This is a genomic window from Oleiphilus sp. HI0123 (assembly GCF_001635315.1).
The window spans coordinates 1-1,983 of record NZ_LWGE01001369.1 but is presented as its reverse complement, the minus strand read 5'-3'; the positions used below and the strand labels follow the sequence as shown (position 1 = coordinate 1,983).

Annotated in this window: 3 protein-coding genes; all 3 read left to right on the top strand. The window is 47.0% G+C overall.

What is annotated here, in order from left to right; genetic code table 11:
• On the top strand, positions 1-215 hold a 215-nt coding region (locus A3761_RS17245), incomplete at its 5' end, for an exodeoxyribonuclease VII small subunit (RefSeq protein WP_068750579.1).
• A gap of 32 nt (positions 216-247) precedes the next feature.
• Positions 248-1,153 carry a polyprenyl synthetase family protein gene (locus A3761_RS17240; protein WP_068516336.1) on the top strand — a complete coding sequence of 302 codons (906 nt, stop codon included), beginning with the start codon at positions 248-250 and terminating at the stop codon, positions 1,151-1,153.
• Positions 1,154-1,249: 96 nt separating this feature from the next.
• The coding region (locus tag A3761_RS17235) for a 1-deoxy-D-xylulose-5-phosphate synthase N-terminal domain-containing protein (protein ID WP_231881249.1) at positions 1,250-1,983 on the top strand (734 nt) is incomplete at its 3' end.

Sequence of the window (1,983 nt, the reverse complement as noted above, 5' to 3'; positions counted from 1 at the left end):
CTTCACTACAAGCTCTCGAAGAAATCGTCAATAAAATGGAGCAAGGACAGCTATCTTTGGAACAATCTCTTGACGCTTTTGAACAAGGCGTCAAGCTAAGCAAAGACTGCCAAAACACCTTGAAGAGCGCTCAACAACGCGTATCTGTATTAACTCAAAGCGACAATGGCTTTGAGTTAAATGCGCTCCAAGAGCAAAGCAATACTGACGCCTAGCCCAAGACCCGATCAATACAAGACTTCTTACCGTGAACGATAATTCAAGTAGTATCCCAAGCTTTCTGAGAGAATATCAGTCTCAAATTAATACAGCACTTAAGGTGCGCCTGGATCAGTTTTGCGCGCCAAACTCTCACTTGGGCGAAGCGATCCGATATAGCACCTTAATGGGAGGCAAGCGCATTCGACCCATTTTAGCCTTAGCGACAGCCAACTGCTTTGCAGTTCAGGCAGAGCAGGCAATGGATGCAGCCTGTGCAATTGAATTTATTCACGCCTACTCTCTTATCCACGACGACCTACCCGCGATGGACGATGATGACTTGAGGAGAGGTCAGGCCACCTGCCATAAAGCGTTTGATGAAGCCACGGCTATTCTGGCAGGTGATGCCTTACAAGCAATGGCCTTTGAATTACTCAGCCAAGCCAAACACTTTGGTCTCGAAAGCCAGATCAAAATGATCCAGCTGCTGACAAAAGCAAGTGGTGCCAGAGGAATGGTGCTAGGGCAAGCAATCGATTTTAACTCTGTCGGGCAAACCTTGTCTCTGAGCCAGCTTGAAAACATGCATCGACATAAAACTGGTGCCCTGATTGAAGCCTCTGTACAAATAGGCGCGCTAAGCAGCCCGTCAGGCGTGACGAAACAAGAATATGAAGCGCTAACCAACTACGCACAGGCTATTGGCTTAGCTTTCCAGGTTCAAGACGACATTCTGGATATTATCAGTGACACCCAAACACTTGGAAAAACCCAAGGTGCTGACATCGCGCTAAACAAACCGACCTATCCTGCCCAGCTTGGTTTAGAGGGCGCTAAAGAAAAACTTATAGCGCTACACCAAGAGTCTATCAACGCGCTGAGTAATCTCGGCGACAAAAATGTTCAGCAACTTACAGCGATTAGTGACTATATTATTTCCAGAATAAAGTAAGAGGTGTAACGTCGATTAAGTCGTAAAAACTGCACTCCTCCCTTTAAGGTTTCTGTTATACTTCGACCCTTACTATCTATCTGTAATTTATAGCCAATGCATACAACTTTTCCGATCTTTCAAGAAATTCCTTTGCAACGACCCAATACGCCATTGCTGGACAAGGTGAATGAACCTTTTCAGTTGCGCTTACTATCGGAAGAACAGCTGGCCCAGCTTAGCCATGAGCTGCGAGCCTACCTGCTATACAGTGTCGGACAATCAGGTGGTCACTTTGGTGCCGGGTTAGGCGTCATCGAACTTACGGTTGCACTGCATTACGTATTTAACACCCCTGAAGATCGTGTCGTATGGGATGTTGGACACCAAGCTTACCCTCATAAAATTCTAACAGGCCGACGCGAGCAAATATTAAAAATTCGCCAACATGACGGCCCTGCGGCGTTTCCCGCAAGAGAAGAAAGTGAATACGACACCTTCGGTGTCGGGCATTCTAGCACCTCAATCAGTGCAGCTCTTGGCATGGCTCTGGCTGCAAAAATGCAGTCCAGCTCTCGCAAGTCTATCGCAGTGATTGGCGATGGCGCTCTAACAGCAGGCATGGCATTTGAAGCAATGAGTCATGCCGGAGATATCGCTCCTGACATGCTAGTTATTTTAAATGACAATGACATGGCGATTTCGGACAACGTAGGCGGTTTGAAGAACCATCTGGCGAGAATTCTGTCAGGAAAAACATACAATCAGATGCGCGATGGCGGCAAGCAAATTCTGAGCAGCACTCCCGGCCTAATGGAGTTTGCCAAGAAAACTGAAGAGCACGTCAAAGG